14 protein-coding genes and 1 pseudogene are annotated in these 18,157 nt (G+C 56.9%); 11 read left to right on the top strand and 4 right to left on the bottom strand.

Annotated features, from left to right (window positions below; all coding sequences use genetic code 11):
- The 7 genes from ACXJ5O_RS05250 to trhA form a co-directional block, all read left to right on the top strand.
- The coding region (locus ACXJ5O_RS05250) for an FCD domain-containing protein (RefSeq protein WP_457298975.1) at nucleotides 1–373 on the top strand (373 nt) is incomplete at its 5' end.
- A 55-nt stretch (nucleotides 374–428) separates the two neighbouring features.
- Nucleotides 429–1,361, top strand: a complete 933-nt coding sequence (locus ACXJ5O_RS05245) for an SMP-30/gluconolactonase/LRE family protein (protein WP_457298974.1) — start codon at nucleotides 429–431, stop codon at nucleotides 1,359–1,361.
- 45 nt (nucleotides 1,362–1,406) lie between these two features.
- Nucleotides 1,407–2,537 (top strand): sugar ABC transporter substrate-binding protein, encoded by a 1,131-nt coding sequence (locus ACXJ5O_RS05240; protein WP_457298973.1) that lies wholly within the window; start codon nucleotides 1,407–1,409, stop codon nucleotides 2,535–2,537.
- 55 nt (nucleotides 2,538–2,592) lie between these two features.
- Nucleotides 2,593–4,119 (top strand): sugar ABC transporter ATP-binding protein, encoded by a 1,527-nt coding sequence (locus ACXJ5O_RS05235; RefSeq protein ID WP_457298972.1) that lies wholly within the window; start codon nucleotides 2,593–2,595, stop codon nucleotides 4,117–4,119.
- Nucleotides 4,116–5,096 carry an ABC transporter permease gene (locus ACXJ5O_RS05230; protein ID WP_457298971.1) on the top strand — a complete coding sequence of 327 codons (981 nt, stop codon included), beginning with the start codon at nucleotides 4,116–4,118 and terminating at the stop codon, nucleotides 5,094–5,096. The genes ACXJ5O_RS05235 and ACXJ5O_RS05230 overlap by 4 nt, the downstream gene beginning before the upstream one ends.
- On the top strand, nucleotides 5,093–6,079 hold the full coding sequence (locus ACXJ5O_RS05225; RefSeq protein WP_457298970.1) for an ABC transporter permease: 987 nt from the start codon (nucleotides 5,093–5,095) through the stop codon (nucleotides 6,077–6,079). The genes ACXJ5O_RS05230 and ACXJ5O_RS05225 overlap by 4 nt, the downstream gene beginning before the upstream one ends.
- Nucleotides 6,080–6,138: 59 nt before the next feature.
- On the top strand, nucleotides 6,139–6,795 hold the full coding sequence (trhA, locus tag ACXJ5O_RS05220; protein WP_457298969.1) for a PAQR family membrane homeostasis protein TrhA: 657 nt from the start codon (nucleotides 6,139–6,141) through the stop codon (nucleotides 6,793–6,795).
- Here trhA and ACXJ5O_RS05215 read toward each other — a convergent pair whose 3' ends face one another.
- The gene (locus tag ACXJ5O_RS05215) at nucleotides 6,796–9,906 is read right to left on the bottom strand and encodes an efflux RND transporter permease subunit (RefSeq protein ID WP_457298968.1); all 3,111 of its coding nucleotides are present in this window, start codon (nucleotides 9,904–9,906) and stop codon (nucleotides 6,796–6,798) included.
- Nucleotides 9,903–11,126, bottom strand: coding sequence for an efflux RND transporter periplasmic adaptor subunit (locus ACXJ5O_RS05210; protein ID WP_457298967.1), 1,224 nt, complete (start codon nucleotides 11,124–11,126; stop codon nucleotides 9,903–9,905). The genes ACXJ5O_RS05215 and ACXJ5O_RS05210 overlap by 4 nt, the downstream gene beginning before the upstream one ends.
- 260 nt (nucleotides 11,127–11,386) lie before the next feature.
- Here ACXJ5O_RS05210 and ACXJ5O_RS05205 point away from each other — a divergent pair, with 260 nt between their 5' ends.
- Nucleotides 11,387–12,418 (top strand): ABC transporter ATP-binding protein, encoded by a 1,032-nt coding sequence (locus ACXJ5O_RS05205; RefSeq protein WP_457298966.1) that lies wholly within the window; start codon nucleotides 11,387–11,389, stop codon nucleotides 12,416–12,418.
- Between the two features lie 98 nt (nucleotides 12,419–12,516).
- Here ACXJ5O_RS05205 and ACXJ5O_RS05200 read toward each other — a convergent pair whose 3' ends face one another.
- A complete protein-coding gene (locus ACXJ5O_RS05200) occupies nucleotides 12,517–14,268 on the bottom strand; it encodes an ABC transporter permease (RefSeq protein WP_457298965.1) in 1,752 nt (583 codons plus the stop codon).
- Nucleotides 14,269–14,274: 6 nt separating this feature from the next.
- Nucleotides 14,275–15,249 (bottom strand): ABC transporter substrate-binding protein, encoded by a 975-nt coding sequence (locus ACXJ5O_RS05195; protein WP_457298964.1) that lies wholly within the window; start codon nucleotides 15,247–15,249, stop codon nucleotides 14,275–14,277.
- A gap of 253 nt (nucleotides 15,250–15,502) precedes the next feature.
- On the opposite strand from ACXJ5O_RS05195, the gene ACXJ5O_RS05190 reads away from it, so the two are divergent.
- From ACXJ5O_RS05190 to ACXJ5O_RS05180, 3 genes and pseudogenes are all read left to right on the top strand, one after another.
- Nucleotides 15,503–16,606 carry an ABC transporter ATP-binding protein gene (locus ACXJ5O_RS05190; RefSeq protein ID WP_457298963.1) on the top strand — a complete coding sequence of 368 codons (1,104 nt, stop codon included), beginning with the start codon at nucleotides 15,503–15,505 and terminating at the stop codon, nucleotides 16,604–16,606.
- 73 nt (nucleotides 16,607–16,679) lie between these two features.
- Nucleotides 16,680–17,816: an ABC transporter substrate-binding protein gene (locus tag ACXJ5O_RS05185; RefSeq protein WP_457298962.1), complete on the top strand. Its 1,137-nt coding sequence runs from the start codon at nucleotides 16,680–16,682 to the stop codon at nucleotides 17,814–17,816.
- A 64-nt stretch (nucleotides 17,817–17,880) separates the two neighbouring features.
- Nucleotides 17,881–18,157 (top strand): annotated as a pseudogene (locus ACXJ5O_RS05180) (sugar ABC transporter permease); the annotation flags it as partial.

Below are 18,157 nucleotides of genomic sequence, written 5' to 3'. Positions count from 1 at the left end.
GCTTGTCGCTGACATGGACGTGGCGATGGCAAATGGAAACACGCAGGACTATCGCGTTCTCGACGGGATGTTCCACCAAGCAATGTTCGATCTCGCAGAAAATCAGTTTCTGTCCGAGACGTTCACCGTTATCGCGTTCCGCATCCAGGCCTTGCGCAACCGGCTGTCGCTCAATCCTGCACTCAATGAAAAGTCGCATGGAGAGCACAAGCGCCTGCTTGAGCTGGTTACGAAGAACGACAATGAGAAGGTTGTGGAATTGCTAGCCTGGCATATGGAATGGACACGTTCTTCTTACATTGAATTGCTGGGGATGCCTGCAGCCGATGATAGACCAACGCGTGAGCGGCGGCTGAAGGCCGGGAAACGATAGCAGCCGTATAGGCTGCGTGAAAAAGCATGACAGATCGGCATGGGAGAGCCAAATCATGGGAGCGGGAGAGGAGTTTCTTTCATCGGACGATGAGCAGTTCGCGTCTTTTTTTCCGGCTGACGCCAGCCTGGAGCAGATCGCGACAGGCTTTATCTGGGCCGAAGGGCCAGTCTGGATCAACGAAACGAACGAACTGCGCTTTTCGGACATTCCCAATAACCGGATGATGTCCTGGTCACACGATAAAGGCTTGCAGGTGTTCCGGCAGCCGTCGCAACGAACCAATGGCAATACGCTGGACCGGACCGGCGCGATGATTTCCTGCGAACATGGCGGGCGCTGTGTCAGCCGCACTGGCAAGGATGGCAGCTACGAGGTTCTCGCCACGCACTGGAAGGGCAAACGCCTGAATTCTCCCAATGATGTGGTGGTCAAATCCGATGGTTCCATCTGGTTTACCGATCCGCCCTACGGCATCATTTCCGATCATGAAGGCATTCGTGCGCCAAGTGAGATTGGCAGCAATCAGGTTTACCGGCTCGATCCGGAGACGCACCTCGTAGAGGTGGTTGCGGACGATTTCGACAGGCCGAACGGTCTCGCGTTCTCCCCCAACGAAACCGTGCTCTACATCGCCGATTCCGGCCGTGCACGCGGTCACGGCTTCGGTTTCGACAATTCGCGTCCGCATAATGTGCGCGCTCTCGAGGTGATCGACGGAAGAAAACTTGGGAACAGCCGCGTGGTTGCGGAGATCGACATGGTGCCTGACGGACTGCGCGTCGACACCGAGGGGCTATTGTGGATATCCGCCGAGGACGGCGTTCACTGTTACACGCCTGATGGAAAAAGGCTTGGACGGATTCTCGTGCCCGAGGTCGTCGCCAATCTCACCTTTGGCGGCCCGGAAAAGTCGCGGCTGTACATCACCGCCACAAGCTCTGTCTACGCATTGGAGACGACGCGACGGGGCGCGCAAACCCCGTAAAAACTGCGAATACAAAACAATAACTAACAAGGAGGAGGAACTGAAATGAAAACGACACTTAAATATCTGTTGGCCGCTACAGCTGCCACTCTGGCGATGACGGTATCTGCCTATGCGGCGGGGCCCGAAATTGTCAAAGGTCCGAGCAAGGATGCGGAATGCTTCAAGCCGCTGACGGCGGAAACGAAGTTTTTCCAATGGCCCAAGAAGGAAGGCCCGTATCGCATAGCGCTTGCTAACGGTTTCATCGGCAACACCTGGCGTATCCAGATGATTCAGACCGCCAAAGCTTATGCCGCTTTGCCGGAGGTGAAGGCCAAGCTGAAGGAATTTAAGGTGGTCTCGACTGGCGACGATGTTGCTGCGCAGATCGCGGCAGTCGATAATTTCATCAATTCCGGCTATGACGCCATCGTCGTCAACGCGCAGAACCCGACGGCATTCAAGCCCGTCATCAAGCGTGCCAATGCCGCCGGCGTTATCCTCGTTGCTTTCGACAACACACTCGATACCGATGAGGCCGTCAATGTGAATGTCGATCAGAAGGGCCTTGGCGAATTGTGGGGTAACTGGCTTGTCAAGAATGTGCCTGGCAACAAAGGCAAGCTGCTTGAAGTGCGCGGCGTTACCGGCACGTCCGTGGATCGCGATCGTCACGAAGGCATTCAGGAAGTGTTGAAAAAATCTGGCGGAAAGTGGGAATCCGTAGAAGTCGTCGGCCGCTGGGATGACGGCACTGCGCAGAAGGTCGTGGCTGACGCCATTGCCGTGCACAAGCATTTCGATGGGGTTTCCGTACAGGGGGGCTCGACCGGAACGGTGCGTGCCATGATCGACGCCAAACATCCGTTCGTGCCGGTGGGCGGTGAAACGGAGAATGGTTTCCGCAAGCTCTGCGCGGAATATTCCAAGGATGGATTGAAATGCACCTCCGCCGGTACTGGCCCTGCGCAGGTTGCCGTTGCCATCAAGACTGCGATTGCGGCCCTTGAAGGAGAGGTCGTCCCGCAATCAATTTCGCTGCCGCTGTCCATCGTTGAAGATCCGAATTTCAAGGACGGCGACAGTTTCTATTCTAAAGAAACTGACAACTTCTTCGYTGGCAATTCCTTCCCGACCTGCGGCATCAATTTCAGTGCACAGGAAATCATGGGTCAGACCAAAGCCGATCAGTAAATCTGCAATGCCRGGGCGCAGAATGTGCGCCCCGGCTCTCTTTGGGAGGGGTTTCGTGTCGGACGCTGCACCAATTCTGGAAATGAAACATGTCTCGAAACGCTATGGCGGTATCGCTGCGCTGAACGAGGTGGATTTCGTCGCCTACCCAGGCGAGATTCATGCGATTCTTGGCGAGAACGGTGCCGGCAAATCGACGCTGATCAAGATTGCCGCCGGTGTGACCGACCCGAGCGATGGCGAGGTCTTCGTCGACGGACGGCGCGTAAATTTTCGCAATCCAACGGAGGCGATGGCCGCAGGCGTGGTCTGCGTGTTCCAAGAGCTCTCGTTGCTACCTGACCTGACGGTCGCGGATAATCTCTCGATCGTCTCCCCTCCCCTTCGCGGGGGATTGATCGACAGTGCTGCACAGCGTCGGCGCGCGCGGGAGCTGCTTGCGTCGATCGGCTGTGAGGATGTGCATCCGCTCGAACTCGTGCGCGACCTGCCGCTGTCACGGCGTCAGATGGTGGAAATCGCCAAGGCGTTGGGCAAAAAGCCGAAGCTGCTCATTTTGGACGAGGCGACTTCAGCGTTGACAGCCGCTGATGTCGAACGTGTCTACGCGATCATCCGCAAGCTTCGGTCTGAAGGCGTGGGTATTCTCTATGTTTCGCACCGGATGCATGAGATCGAGGCTCTTGCCGATGTTGCAACGGTTTTCCGCAATGGAAGGAGGATCGAAACGTTCCGGAAGGGCGAGCGCTCCGTCAGCGCCATCGTCCAGATGATGATTGGGCGCGAATTGACGCATCACTATCCTGACAAGCCAGCGCCGAAGCCGGCAGAACCGGTAGCACTGTCTGCCAAAAATCTTTCGTGGGGTACTCAGTTGCGCGATATCTCACTTGATATTCGTAAGGGCGAAATTGTCGGACTGGGAGGATTGGACGGCCAGGGACAGCGTTCCCTGCTGTTGGCGCTTTTCGGTGTGCTCAGGGGTGTTTCCGGCACGGTCGAAATAATGGGCAAACCGCATCGTCTTTCGGGACCGCGTTCGGCAATGCGGGCTTCCTTGCCAATGGCGCTTATTCCTGAAGACCGCAAGACGGAAGGCTTGATGCTGCCGATGAATATTCGCGATAATATCAGTCTGGCTTCGTTGTCCCGGTTCCAGAAGGGATTGAGATTGGATGGCGGTAAAGAACATTCCGCTGTCGAACGGATAATCGACAGCCTGAAGATCAAGATTTCCGATCTTGCTGCCGCAGTCTCCACGCTGTCGGGTGGCAACCAGCAAAAAGTGGTGTTGGCGAAATGGTTGATGACCGATCCCGGCATCATCCTTCTCAATGACCCCACGCGCGGTATCGACGTAGGCACCAAACAAGAAGTGTATCAGCTGCTTCGGGACCTTGCGGACAAAGGAGTGGCGGTGCTTTTCTACTCCACAGACTACGCAGAGCTGATCGGCTGCTGTGACCGCGTCCTGGTCATGTACAACGGCAGCATCGCACGGGAACTGAAGGGCCAGCACCTCAATGAGCGCACCATCATCGAGACGGCACTGAATGTCGACGACAAGGAACAGGCGGCATGAACGATCTTCGCCATCGCATCCACCACAATGGCGGGTTGCTCGCAGCTATCGGTCTCTTCATCGTGATGTTCATTATCTACGTCAGCAATCATCCGGTCGGGCTGACAGCGGCAGTGGCGACCACGGCGTCCAACAAGGCGGTCCTGCTCGCGCTGGTCGCCATGGCGCAGACATTGCCGGTGTTGACGCGCGGTCTTGATCTTTCGGTGGGAATGGTCTTCATCCTCGCCAATTGTCTGGCGTCGGTCCTGGTGGTTGGAACGATCGGCGAAGGTTTCCTCGGCATCGCCATTGTGCTTGGCGCGGGTGCGCTGGCCGGGTTCATCAACGGGGCGATCATCGTCTGGGGCCGGCTGCAACCGATCATCACGACGCTTGCGACAGGTGCCGTATATTACGGCATCGCGCTCTATGTTCGTCCGGGACCCGGAGGTGACGTGCAGTCGGATATCGCCGACTTTGCGACCGGCCAGCTCTTCGGCATCATACCGACAGCGCTTGTCGTACTCCTTGCAATCGTGCTGATCGTCTGGCTACCCTACCGGAATTCAGTGCTCGGACGCGCGGCCTATGCGGTGGGGTCGAACGAGCAGGCCGCCTATATGTCCGGCGTGCCGGTACAGCGGGCGAAACTATTGGCTTATACGCTCGCAGGTTTCCTTGCCGCCATCGGCGGACTGATGCTCACCTTCAACACCTATTCAGGCGAGGCCTCGGCTCCGATCGCCGGAACCTATACGCTGAATTCCATCGCGGCCGTGGTGATTGGCGGGACGTCGCTGTTTGGCGGCTGGGGCTCGGCTATCGGATCCATCTTCGGTGCGTTCGTGCTTCGCACCATCGAGGATCTGCTTTTCGTGTTTGATCTCGATCCGTTGTGGCAGCCGCTGTTCCAAGGGGTCGTTCTGCTTGCGGCGGTAAGTCTCGGCGCATTGCGCGTCCTGCGTATCCGCAACCGCCTGGAGCTTTTCGCATGAGCGAGTCGAAACTTCCGGTCAGCACCATTCCTGCGCTACGGTTTGCGTTCGACCGTTCGCTTATCATCGCGTTCTCCTGCATAATCCTGATGCTGCTTGGCGGAGCACTCTATTCCCGTGAGTTCCTGTCACCCGAATATCTGCTGCAGCAACTGCAGATCAGCGCGTTTCTCGGTATTATCGCCTCGGGCGCAATGATGGTCATCCTGATCGGTCACATCGACCTTTCAATCCCGTGGACGGTGACACTTGGCGCGATGATGGCGACGGCCGTTGCGGGCTGGTTCGGCGAGACTGGCAATCTTCTCGCCATCCCGGTCGGGGTATTCTGCGGTGCGATGGTCGGATTGCTGAATGGCCTCGGAGTGGCGTATTTGCGGCTGCCATCCATGATTTTTACGCTTGGCATGAACGCCGTGGTGCAAGGGCTGATGGTGTTGCATACGGGTGGCTTTGCACCGCAGGACCATGCCACCGATGCGATGCATTTCCTGGCTGTCGGCCGGCCGGTCTTCGGTATCCCCAATGCCCTGCTCATATGGGTCGTCGTTGGCGCGCTCACCATCTTCCTTTTGACCCGTACGGCATTCGGCCGCCGCGTCTATGCGGTGGGCAATCGCGAGGCCGCAGCTTACCTCTCAGGTGTCAACACCAATGCGGTGATCATCTGGTGTTTTGTCTTGTCAGGGGCAGCCGCCGCGTTCGCCGGCGTGCTGCTTGCGGGTTATTCAACCAAGGCTTATCAGGCCATGGGTGATCCGTATTTATTGCCGGCCATTGCGGCCGTCGTCCTTGGCGGGACCAATATCCTCGGCGGACGCGGCAATTACCTCGGTACGATTGCTGGCGTTATCCTGATCACCCTGCTGCAATCGATCCTCGCGGTTATGCAGATGCCGGAAGCTGGCCGGCAGATCATCTATGGCGTGGTTATTCTTGCTATGCTGCTCGCCTATGGGCGCGGCGACATCGATCGAAAATAGCGGCAGGCGCTGGACAAGCTGCCCCCAAACGTCAATGCTAAGGCGAAATCGGAAACACAATGTCGAAAGCGGACACTTCAACGGCGCCTGCCGTAACCTACCGGGACTACACGCTGGCTGAGTTGCGTGCTGACGGCGCTGTTCATGTCATCGGCGTTATTCTGGCGATGGGAGGATCAGTCGCGCTGCTGTTATTCATGTTTGATCGGACAGCGCTAGGTCCTTATGTGGCAACGACCGTCTATCTTGCTACGCTTGTTCTATCGATGTCACTTTCGGCTTTGTACAATATCTGGCCGCTCTCGCCGATAAAGCGGTTTCTGCGGCGTTTCGACCATTCTGCGATCTATCTCCTGATTGCCGGAACCTATACGCCCTTCATGGCCAAGAGTGGAACGTGGTGGCTGCTGGCAGGCGTATGGGCAATTGCGATTGTTGGCGTACTTTTAAAATTCCTCAAGCCAGACCGCTTCGACAGGCTGTCGATCGCACTCTACCTTGCGCTCGGCTGGAGCGGCGCCGCGGCCTATCAGGAATTTTCCGGCGCGCTCTCCGCCACGATCGTTTGGCTCATTCTCGCCGGTGGCGTGGTCTATTCGCTCGGCGTTATTTTCCATATTTTGGAGAGGTTGCCCTTTCACAACGCGATATGGCACACGTTCGTGTTGGTCGCTGCCAGTATTCATTTTGCGGCGGTGTGCTCAACTCTCGCTTGACTATTCAGCCAGCGCCGGCGCGTGCGTGCCGCGCAGCCGGTGGCCGATTTTGCTCAAGGCGCGAGACAAATCCTCCATGTAGAGGAAAATAACCGGGGTGATGAACAGCGTGAGGATCTGGGAAACCACGAGACCGCCGACGACCGCAACACCAAGCGGTTGACGAAGCTCCGAGCTTGCTCCTGCCCCAATGGCGATGGGAATCGTACCCATGAGCGCAGCGAGGGTCGTCATCATGATAGGCCGGAAACGCACGAGGCAGGCTTCGCGAATGGCATCGAACGAGGTTTCACCCGCTCGTTGGCGAACAAGCGCGAAATCGACCATCATGATTGCGTTCTTCTTGACGATGCCGATCAGCATGAGGATGCCGATAATCGCGATGACGCTCAGATCATAKCCAAAGAGTTCGAGCGTCGCGAGTGCGCCTGCAGCCGCCGCCGGCAGGCCGGTCAGGATGGTAAGCGGATGGACGAAGCTCTCGTAGAGGATGCCGAGCACGATATAGATCGTCAGGATTGCCGCACCGACCAGCAAACCCTGATTGGCGAGGGATTGCTGGAACACCTGGGCGGTACCGGTAAAGCTCGATGTGATGGTTTCCGGTACACCTAGTTGCGTTTTGAGAGCATCAAGCTCCTGTACCGCCTGACCGAGCGAGACGCCCTGCGGCAGATTAAAGGAGATTGTGACAGCGGGCAATTGTCCGAGCTGGCTGACTGCCAGCAGCCCGGTCTTGCGCTCAACATGGGCGAAGGCTGAAAGCGGTATCAATTTGCCCGTCGTTGGTGAGCGGATCTGCATCTGGTCAAGCTTGTCGGTTGTCCAGGGAATGTCCGGATTGAGTTCGAGAATGACCTCATAGCTGTCGGCCGTGGAAAATATCGTCGACGCTTGGTTGGTACCGAAAGCGTAGTAGAACGTGTTGCGAAGCTGATCGGCATTGATACCGAGCATTTGCGCCTTGTCCTGATCAATCACCAAATTCGCCTGAAGCGCATTGTTCTGCAGATTGCTCGATACATCGACAAAGGTCTGGCGCTCCTGCTGCATCGCCAGCAGAATTTTCTGCGACCACGGATAGAGGTCCGTCGAAGTGACGCTTTGAAGGTTGTATTGATACTGTGCATTGGAGGAGACGCCGCCGATGCGCAGATTCTGCACGGCGACAGGGTAGCTGGTGATCCCGGGAATCTTCGACAAGGTCTGGCGCAGGTCGCGCAGAAGCGGTTCAAGCGCCATCCGCTCGGCTTTTGGCTTCAACTCGACGAACATGCGCCCCTGATTAAGACTGGCGGAGTTGAAGCCGCCACCAACGGTGGATACGACATGCGAAACATATGGCTTGCTCGAAATCGCATCCGCCACCTTTTTCTGTAGCACCACCATGGCATCGAACGAGATGTCCTGCCGGGCCTCGGTCGAGATTGATAATTGGCCGATATCTTCGGTCGGCAGGAAGCCCTTGTTAATCGTCGTGAAGAGATAGCCGGTCGCGACGACGGTCAGCAGGAACACGCCGAGGACGACGGGGCGTGCGTGCAGGCAGAGATCAAGAACGCGGCCGTAACCCGACTGCACCGCGTCGAAAATACGCTCGGTGAGCGGTTTCTTCTTTTCGCCATCGGTATGCTTTTCGGGAGGCAGATGGCTGCATAGCATCGGCGTCAGCGTGAGGGATATCAGCGCCGAGGCAACGATGGCCACTGTCACGACGACGGCGAATTCGTTGAAGATACGCCCGACGACGCCGCCCATCAGCAGGATCGGGATGAACACCGCAACAAGCGACGTGGTGATCGAGATGATCGTGAAGCCGATTTCCTCGCTACCTTTTAGTGCCGCCTCGAGCGGAGCCATGCCATCTTCTATATGACGGGCTATGTTTTCCAGCATGACGATTGCATCATCGACGACCAGTCCGACAGACAAGGTCAAGCCGAGCAGAGAGATGTTGTCGATCGAAAACCCGAGCACATACATCGCGCCAAGTGTGGCGATCAACGAAAGCGGGACAGCCACGATCGGGATCATCGTTGCGCTCACACGGCGCAGGAAGATGAAGATCACCAGGATGACCAGTCCGATCGTCAAGAGCAGTGTAAATTGCACGTCTGATACCGCTTGCCGGATGGATGCCGAGCGGTCATTCAAGATGTGGATGCTGGCTGAAGGCCCAAGATCCTGCTGGAATTGAGGGAGGATCGCCTTGACGCGATCCACGACGTCGACGGTGTTGGCGCCCGGTTGGCGAAATACACCGAGAACCAGCGACGGCTTGCCGTCATACCTGCTTTCGGTCTGCGTCGTTGCCACGGAATCGATAACACGGGCCACGTCACCCAGGCGAACCAGTTTGCCATTCGCCGATTTGACGATGATCTGCCGGAACGTGTCGGCGTTCTGGGCCTGCGTGTCCGCCTCGATCGCCATCTGCTGCGTCGGGCTGGAGATCGTTCCAACGGGGGCGATCGAATTTTTGCTGGCGACAGCAGCCGTCAGTTCGTCGAGACCTATGCCGCGTGCGGTCACCGCCTCCGGATCGACCTCGACGCGCACGGCATATTGTTTTGTGCCGAAGACCTGAACTTCTCCGACGCCGTTGATTGTCGAAAATGCGGGAGACATCACGTTTTCGGCGTAGTCGTCGAGCTTCGACAATTGCAATGTGTCGCTTTGCAGCGCCACAAGAACGACCGGTGCATCGGCAGGATTGCTTTTTCTGTAACTCGGCGGGTCTGTCATATTGGCCGGCAGACGGCGCAGCGTGCTTGCAATTGCAGCCTGAACGTCGGCTGCGGCCTGATCGATATCGCGGTTCAAATCGAATTCGAGCGTAATATGCGTTGCACCCTCGGTGCTCGTCGAACTGATCGTCGAAATGGCCTGGATAGTTGAGAACTGCTTGATGAGGGGCGTTGCAACGGCACTCGCCATCGTATCCGGTGCCGCGCCGGGGAGCTGGGCGGAAACCGTTATGATCGGGAAATCGACTTCGGGCAGCGCAGCGACGGGAATGAACCTGTAGGCGAACAAGCCAGATGCGGCGAGAGCGATAGAAAGCAGAATTGTTGCAATTGGCCGGCGAATGAAGACCGATGAAATGTTCATTTAACGGCCTCTAAGGCTCCGGCATCCGGACTGTCGATCGACGATGCTATATCCGCCGCCTGCGTGCTTGTCTGGACAGGTGAGCCGTCCTGCAAGTGAAGCTGGCCATCGACCACCACCTGATCACCAGGCGCTACGCCGGAAGCGACAACCGCCGTGTCACCCACCGTGTCGGTGAGGGTGATGTTCTGCTTTGCAACGGTTTTGTTGGAATGGACAAGGAAGACGAATGAACCGTCGTTTCCTTGCTGGATGGCAACCAGCGGCACGGTCGTGGCATTCTTGTGAACGGTGAGTTCCACCACAGCCGTAACATATTGTCCGGGCCAAAGCGCACCGTCCGTATTGGCGATATCTGCTTTCAGAACCACCGTGCCGGAAGAGGTGTCGACACTCGAATCGATGAAGTTCAAAGTGCCTGTCGCGACCGTAACGCTACTATTTGGAAGTTTGACCTGGACGGGCGTCGGATGATCGGCCACCGCTGCTCTTAGGGCAGGCAGATCACGTTCGGAAATGATGAAGGCAACGCGCAGCGGCGCCATTTTGGTGATAGTGAGAAGGGCGTTCGTATCGTTGTTGCGCACAAAGTTGCCGACGGATGTGTTGACGACGCCCACGCGCCCGTCCATAGGCGCCGTGATCGTCATATAAGATAGTTGCACCTGATCAGCAGCAATCTGTGCCTTGTCCATATTGATCGTTGCTTCCAGCACCTTAACGGCGGCTTCGAACTGATAGACCTGCTGATTGGTATCAACGTTGCGTTTTTGGAGGTCTTGAGCACTCGATAGATCAAGGTTTGCAGCAACCAGACTGGCCTGGTCCTTGGCAAGCAATGCTTGATCCTTGTCGATCATGGCGCGAATTGCCCGGTCGTTGAGTTGAAACAGTACGTCTCCAGTCTTGACCATTTGACCGTCGGTGACTTCGGTTGCGACGACAACGCCGTTGATCTGTGGCTTGACGGCGACTGTATCGATCGGCTCCATCGTGGCAACGACTGTTTTTGTGACGGGCACATCTTCCGATTTGACAGATGCAACCACGACAGAGGCGGTTCCTCCCCCTTTACGAGTCTTGCCGCCGCTAGACGACGTATCGACTGATGATGTGCTTTGTGCTGGTGCAGATGCGCGCGGGTATAATTCGGGATAGACGACAAAATAGCCAATACCGGCAATGAGTGCTGTGGCGATCAGAAGGCCGATTCGCTTCATGACAAATTATCTCTTTCGTGGCGGTACGCCGTGGGAGCCCGCCTTCCCCTAATGCGCAAGCACTAACGACTCCGAAGGCCATTTCAAATTATAGTTTCGTAATGATTTGAACCTTCGTGGCAGTGCTTCCGGCGCTAATCACAGGCGCTATCTGGGTTTTTTGTAAGGCGCACGTCCGACATCAACTGCTCGTCACACAAATGTTACGCAAACGCAGCATAGCCGGTGTCAAATTGGAGAAAGAATTGTAAAACCTGCGCATGACCGAAATCCGCATCCAGAACCTGACAAAACGCTTTGGCGACGTCACCGCGCTCAACGATATCTCGATTGATTTTCCAGCTGGCTCGTTCACCTCATTGCTTGGCCCATCCGGTTGCGGCAAGACCACCTTGCTGCGCCTGATCGCTGGATTCGAAGCACCGGATGGCGGGCAGCTGTCGTTTGGTGACGAGTTGATCGCCGATGCGAAGAGCAAGAAGAAGCCGGAAGAACGCGGTGTCGGTGTTGTCTTCCAGTCCTATGCTCTTTGGCCGCACATGGATGTGGCTGCAAATGTCGCCTATCCCTTGAAGACGCGAAAGGTGGGCAAGGACGAGATTATGAGGCGCGTCGCTGCCGTCCTCGACAGTGTGGGCCTCGACGGTTACGCCAAGCGTGGGATCGAGGAACTTTCCGGTGGTCAGCGGCAGCGGGTTGCCCTCGCCCGCTGCCTTGTCGCCGATGCGAAGATTATTCTCTTCGATGAGCCGCTCGCCAATCTCGACATGCATTTGCGGGCTTCGATGGTCGAAGCATTTCGCGATATACACCGCCGCACGCACGCGACGATTGTCTACGTGACGCATGATCAATCGGAAGCACTCGCGCTATCCGACCGTGTCGCGGTCATGAGTTCGGGCAACATCCTGCAGATCGCCTCCCCTGCGCAAGTCTATCATTCACCATCTGACCGAAAGGTGGCGGGGTTTATCGGGCGCGGGACGGTTGTCTCCGGCACAGTCGTGCGCAGGAACGGCCAATCAACCATCGTCGATATCGGCGGCACACACGTCACTGCACGTGGCGGGGGTAGTACGGATAATGTGCAGGTCCTGCTGCGTCCGGAGACCGTCATTCTTTCCGGTCAAGGGCTCGCCGCTATTGTTCAGCAAAGCACCTATCGCGGACCGGTACACGAAACGTGGCTCGAACTTGCCAATGGCGAGCGGCTGACGCTTGATAGCCTGCATCCCCTCCCCCTTGGTAGCAAGGTGCATGTCGGCGTTAGTGACGCCTGGATCATTCCTTAGAGCAACTCCGTTTTTCTTCGAATCACGGAGCTGCTCTAACTCTTTGTCTTACGCAATTCCGGACGGAAAACCGGTTCCCACTTTTCCTGGAATTGCTCTCAACGCCAGGGCAGGACGCCTGCTGGCAATCTCCTGCCGAGCCGGTCCAGAAGAAAAAGTAATCCGACGACGATGACAATGGTCGTGACTGCGATTGCCGCTGCCTGGGTGCCGAGCCCCGCTTCCTCCAGGCTGAACAACACAACGCCCAGGGTTTCGTTACCGCTGGACCACAACAATGCGGAGACAGTCAGCTCGTTGAAGGCGCTCATGAATACCAGGAGCGCGCCCGCTGCGGCGGCTGGCGCGGCCAGTGGCGCGACGATCGTCAGCATCCGGCGCAGGGGGTAAGCACCGGATACCGCCGCGGCCTCGTCCAGGTCGCGCGACATCTGGCCAACAGCCGCGGTGACCGGCTTCATCGCGAGTGCGAAGAAGCGCATGAGATAAGCGGCGAGGATGATCCATGGCGTGGCGTAGAGGCTGCCGATAAATGGCAGAGGCCGCAGAAACAGAAGAATGCAGGCAATGGCGAGGACGATGCCCGGTAGCGCATAGGGCAGTTCGATCATCCCGTGCAGTATTCGTTGCCACAGGCGCGAAAAGCGCTCAAGGCCGATTGCCAAGGGAATGGCGCCGAAGGCGAGGAGCAATGCCGTGCCACCAGCCAGCATTGTGGAATTACGAAAGGCACGATTGGTCGAAGCCTGACGAAACAGCACTTCCTCGAAGTTGGAAAAGGTCAAAGTAGCCCAGTTGAGCGGAACACCGAATGACGGAATAAGCGCCGTCGTGACCAAGGCCAGAACAGGAAGGATGAGCATGAACAGGATGGCGATCCAGCCGAGCAGTGCGAGCGGCAACCGCCAGCTTCCCAGAGCGAAACGTGCAGGTGTCCCGGCCGTGAAACGATGACCAGCGCGGCGCAGGGCCAGCGCCTGCAACGTGACGCCGAGCAGCGCCAGGATGGCAATCAGCACGGAGAGCGCCGCAACTTGCGGCAATACACTCGGGCCGAAGCTGGAAATTCGCTGATAGATCAGCGTTGTCAGCGTATGATAGTTGACCGGCATGCCGAGTAGCGCAGGAATGCCGAAATTGCCGACACCGGAGACGAAAGTGAGCGCCGTTGCGGCGACGATATAGGGCCGGACCATGGGCAGGATGATGGTGAGAAGGACACGGAGCGGCGAAGAGCCCGATGAACGCGCCGCTTCAACCAGATCCCGCGGGACGCGCATGAGCCCTGCACGCAGTGTAATGAAGATGATCGGTGCGTGTTGAATGGCATAAAGCAGGATAATGCCATCGCGGCCGAGCAGAGGGTTGGCGGTGCCTGGGAGGGGCGAGAGATTGAAAGCTCCAAGCAAGGTGCTCGATGGCCCGAACAGATGCAGCCAGGATAGCGCCATGACTTGCGGCGCGATCATCAACGGCAGCAGCAGGAGGAAACCCAGCGTCCGGCGCCCTGGCAAGTCAGTCATGGATAGGGCAACGGCAAAGGGCGCACCGATCACAAGTGCCAGCAATGCACCGAAGAAGGACGTGTCGAGGGTATTGAACGTTGCACGGATGACTGCCGGGCTTGCCAGACGTCTTGCGAAAGCGACGAAATCAACTTCGCCGCCGGGTGCAATCGCCGTCGACACGAGGCGCAGCACGGGGACCAGGCTCAGCAGAAAAATGACTACCAGAACGGTCAGACCCGAAAGCCGCGTATCGTACCGAAGTTTTCGCCACAGGATTGAGAGGGAACCCGCGTCGCGTGACGCGGGTCGTTCATTCGGACGGATAGATTGGGAAACAGCCAAAGGGCTTTATTGCCCCATAACTTCGCTGAATTTTTCTTTGTTCGCCGTGTCGTTCGTCAACGCGCCAGCTGCGTCGAACGCCAGGACCTTGATGGTCGATCGATCCGGATACCCTGCCGGAAGGCCGGCATCGGGACCCGCAGGGATATAGCCCATGCCGACCGCAAGCTTCTGGCCTTCTTCCGACAAAAGGAAATTGACAAAGGCCTTTGCGGCCTCAGGGTTCTTCGCCGTAGAGAGAATAGCGACCGGTTCGGTTACGGCCGAGACGCCTTCCTTCGGGAACACGAATTCAACTGGCGCGCCCTTGGCCTTTTCGCGAATGGGCATGTAGTCGACGATCATGCCGAAAAGCTTGTCGCCGCCGCTCACAGCTTTGAGTACATCGCCATTGCCGCCTGCGGCCTGTGCACCATTCTTGGCGAGCTCGGCATAGAAGTCCCAGCCCTGCGGCAGGTTTTCCGTCAATGTCACAGTATGGATCATTGCGGCACCCGATGTTAGCGGGCTCGGCATGCTGACCAGATTCTTGGCCTCAGGCTTGGTGAGGTCGCTCCAGCTCGAGGGAACGAATGGCGCCTTGGTGTTGTAGACGATGCCTGTCGTGATGAGTTTGGTGGAGAAATACGTTCCGTCCTTGTCCATAAGCGCCGGATCGATGCCGTCAGTATTGGCATCTTTGAACGCGAGAAGGCGGCCCTCCTTCTTCAGCCCTTCCATTGTCACAACATCGGAAATCAAAAGAACATCGGGTTGAGGATTGCCGGCTTCGATCTCGGCGCGCAGCTTGGCCATGATCTTCGGCGTTCCGTCGCGAACCCATTCGACCTTGATGCCGGGGTTCTTTGCCATAAAGGCGTCTGTCGTTTGTTGTGCGTCGGTGTTGGGCTGACTTGTATAGAGAACAAGTTTACCATCAACGGCGAAGGYTGGATGCAGCCCGGCGGCCAGTAAAATTGCAGCGGCGAGAAGTTGACGCACGATGATTCCCTTTTATCAAACGAGACAAGCCCGCTTCTCTTTTATGCGGGCCCAAACGGATTGGCCACCCTTATACAAGCCGGATAACGGTTCTATGACATATATGCGAAAGTCGCACTTTCCCTGTCGGGTATCATCAGGCTGGTGCAATTGTGCATTTGCAGCTTCAATATTTTTCGCTTGTCACGTGGCTGTTATGAACAGACATTACAAGGAAAAATTGCACAGCTGCGCAATAGGGTGGAACTGAAGTATGCGGCCATTTCTCTCGGTCGAGAAGATGAGCGTTGGCTATGGCACAACGACCGTTCTCGATAAACTTGACCTCGGTATCCGCAAGGGCGAATTCGTCGCTCTGCTGGGCTCGTCGGGCTGCGGCAAGACAACGCTATTGCGCACGATCGCCGGATTTACCAAGCCATTTTTCGGTTCGATACGAGTGGCAGATCGCGACGTCACGCAGATGCCGCCGGACAAACGCGGCATGGCGCTGGTTTTCCAGTCCTATGCTCTCTGGCCTCACATGACTGTAGCCMAGAACATCGGCTACGGGTTGAAGTTGCAGCGACGGTCGCGAGAAGACATCGACGCGCGGGTCAACGAGATGCAGAATCTGCTCGGCCTCGCGGGTCTTGGCGATCGTAAACCTGGACAGCTTTCAGGCGGACAGCGGCAGCGCGTCGCGCTCGGCCGGGCCTTGGCAATCGATCCGGAAATCCTGCTCCTTGATGAGCCACTTTCCAATCTCGATGCGCGCATTCGCCTGACGGTGCGACATGAAATTCGCTCCCTGCAGAAGCGGCTCGGTATCACTGCGATCCATGTCACCCACGACCGCGAAGAAGCGATGGTGATGGCAGACCGCATCATCATCATGAATGCGGGTCGTATTGAACAGGAGGGTTCACCGGAAGAGGTCTACAACAAGCCCGCCTCCCCTTTTGTGGCAGCATTCATGGGGGCTGAGAATCTTCTGTCGATGCAGGCGCGTGTCCAAGGCGAGCAGGTCGAACTCATGGAAGGTTCGTTCAACCCTTCGATTGTCACAGCACGTGCCGGACGGACATTGGCAACCGGCCCGATTGAACTGCGTTTCCGTGCCGAGGCGGCACGTCTTGCTAGTTCCAAGGATAAGACGGTTCTGCAACCTGGCACGCTGGAGTTACGCGGCCAGGTTACAAGCGTCAGCTATCCGGGTGGCCATTGGCGTCACGCAATCAGGCTGGGTGAGAACGAGATCCTTGTCGATGCTGATACGCCCTTCAATCAGGGCGAGACAGTACGGGTATGCATTCCGGCCAAGTCGCTTTTTATCTTCAACGTTGTCGAAGGCCTGGCTGAGGCACGCGCGCATTAAACAAATTGGATGCCGGAAACCTGGCCGCCAAAACAACACTGCAACTGTTCACTTTCCTCAAGGGAGATAACAAATGAAATCACTTCTGCAGGCCTCTCTTATCCTCGGACTGGCGGGGACCCCCGCTGCGGCTGGCGATCTAACGGTTTTGACAGCCGGCGACCAGAACATGGTCGACTACATCAACGACTATCTCGGCCCTCTCTTCGAGAAGGAAAATCCGGGGACGATGGTTCGCGTCGTTGGCACAGGCCCAGGGGACGCCGGATCGCAGAAGATCGTCGAGCGGTTCGATGCACAGGCAAAGGCCAATGTCGACAAATGGGACGCAGACGTCGCCGTTGTGCATGAGAAATTCGCCGGTCCGTTGGTTAAGGACGGTTATCTCGAATCGTATCGCTCAAAGATACCTTCCGGCGAGATGGTTACCAGCGAAAAGGCCAAGATGGCGCTCGGCGCAAATGTCGATGGTTATGTCATGCCGATGTTTTCAAGCCAGACCGCAATTGCCTACAATCCTGCACTCATACCCAACCCGCCAAAGAGCTACGAGGAACTTGTTGCCTGGGCCAAACAGAATCCGAAGCAGTTCGGCTATAACGGCATCAAGGGTGGAGCGTCAGGCGTCAGTTTCGTCATGGGCTGGATCTATGCCTTCGGCGACGGCGACGCCAACAAGCTGATGAATGGTCCATTCGAGGAAGCCGAGACCAAAAAGTGGGACAAAGCCTTCGCCAGTTTGAAGGATTTCACAACCAACGCCACCCTTACCCCGGGCAATGCTGGCACATTGGATATGCTCAGCCGCGGCGAGATTGCCATGGGGCCAGTTTGGGTCGACATGTTCTATTCGTGGCAAGCAGATGGCAAACTGCCACCGGAGATGAAGTTGTTCCTGCCTGCGCCGGGTATGCCCGGGCAACCGATGCACTATGTGATTCCGTCCAAGAGCCCGAACACGGAACTTGCAGAGAAGTTCGTTGCGCTCGCTACAAGCCCGAAAGTCCAGGCCGAAGGTATCGTCAAGCGATTCAACTGGTACCCTGGTATCGATGCGAAGTTTGTGCAGCCGGAATTGGACAAAGCCAGCTGGGACAAGCTCTTCGTCGACATTTCCCCTGATGATCTTGCAACCAAAGCTAAGCCTTTCCCGATCGCACCGTATAACTCGGCGATCCTCGAGGCTTATGAAAAGAATGTAGCCAACTAATATGTTCTATTTCCTGGGCCATTGACATCTGTCGGTGGCCCCCTCCCCTTCCCGGAACATTTTGATGCAGACGCGCTTCCTCGCCCTTCTCCTTGTTCTTCCGGCACTGATCATGATCGTGCTGTTTTTCATCGTGCCGCTGTTTGCGTCGATCCTCGGTGCATTTGAGGTCGGCGATAGTTTCGGCTTTGGCAATTTCAGCAAATCGCTCGATCTCTATTCCAGGGACATGATTTTCACCGTGGTCATCGTCTCCATTTCGACCGCGCTCATCGGAATTTTGTCTATCGCGATTGGCGGATATCTTACCCTTGGCGAGAATCCGCGTTCCGTCGCTATCC

It is taken from the genome of Phyllobacterium sp. P5_D12 (assembly GCF_054049495.1).
Note: the sequence above shows the minus strand (reverse complement) of the source record. Positions and strands in the feature narration are given on the sequence as shown.

Excerpts from the sequence above, each read along its gene's own strand:
- ACXJ5O_RS05230 (WP_457298971.1), top strand. The coding sequence starts at position 4,116 with ATGAACGATCTTCGCCATCGCATCCACCACAATGGCGGGTTGCTCGCA.
- ACXJ5O_RS05210 (WP_457298967.1), bottom strand. The coding sequence starts at position 11,126 with ATGAAGCGAATCGGCCTTCTGATCGCCACAGCACTCATTGCCGGTATT.
- trhA (WP_457298969.1), top strand. The coding sequence starts at position 6,139 with ATGTCGAAAGCGGACACTTCAACGGCGCCTGCCGTAACCTACCGGGAC.
- ACXJ5O_RS05185 (WP_457298962.1), top strand. The coding sequence starts at position 16,680 with ATGAAATCACTTCTGCAGGCCTCTCTTATCCTCGGACTGGCGGGGACC.
- ACXJ5O_RS05245 (WP_457298974.1), top strand. The coding sequence starts at position 429 with ATGGGAGCGGGAGAGGAGTTTCTTTCATCGGACGATGAGCAGTTCGCG.
- ACXJ5O_RS05205 (WP_457298966.1), top strand. The coding sequence starts at position 11,387 with ATGACCGAAATCCGCATCCAGAACCTGACAAAACGCTTTGGCGACGTC.
- ACXJ5O_RS05225 (WP_457298970.1), top strand. The coding sequence starts at position 5,093 with ATGAGCGAGTCGAAACTTCCGGTCAGCACCATTCCTGCGCTACGGTTT.